Here is a 255-nt window from a genome sequence, read left to right as displayed (position 1 = left end):
GAAGAGTTTGATCATGGCTCAGATTGAACGCTGGCGGCAGGCCTAACACATGCAAGTCGAGCGGTAGAGAGAAGCTTGCTTCTCTTGAGAGCGGCGGACGGGTGAGTAATACCTAGGAATCTGCCTGATAGTGGGGGATAACGTTCGGAAACGGACGCTAATACCGCATACGTCCTACGGGAGAAAGCAGGGGACCTTCGGGCCTTGCGCTATCAGATGAGCCTAGGTCGGATTAGCTAGTTGGTGAGGTAATGG

The 255-nt window shown here is 53.7% G+C and carries 1 rRNA gene; it reads left to right on the top strand.

What is annotated here, in order from left to right:
- Positions 1-255, top strand: a 16S ribosomal RNA gene (locus tag QMX84_RS26515); the annotation flags it as partial.

The organism is Pseudomonas sp. PS01297, assembly GCF_029959305.1.
Classification (GTDB): Bacteria; Pseudomonadota; Gammaproteobacteria; order Pseudomonadales; family Pseudomonadaceae; genus Aquipseudomonas; species Aquipseudomonas helleri.
The sequence above is the reverse complement of the archived record's forward strand: the minus strand, read 5'-3'. Positions and strand labels throughout refer to the sequence as shown.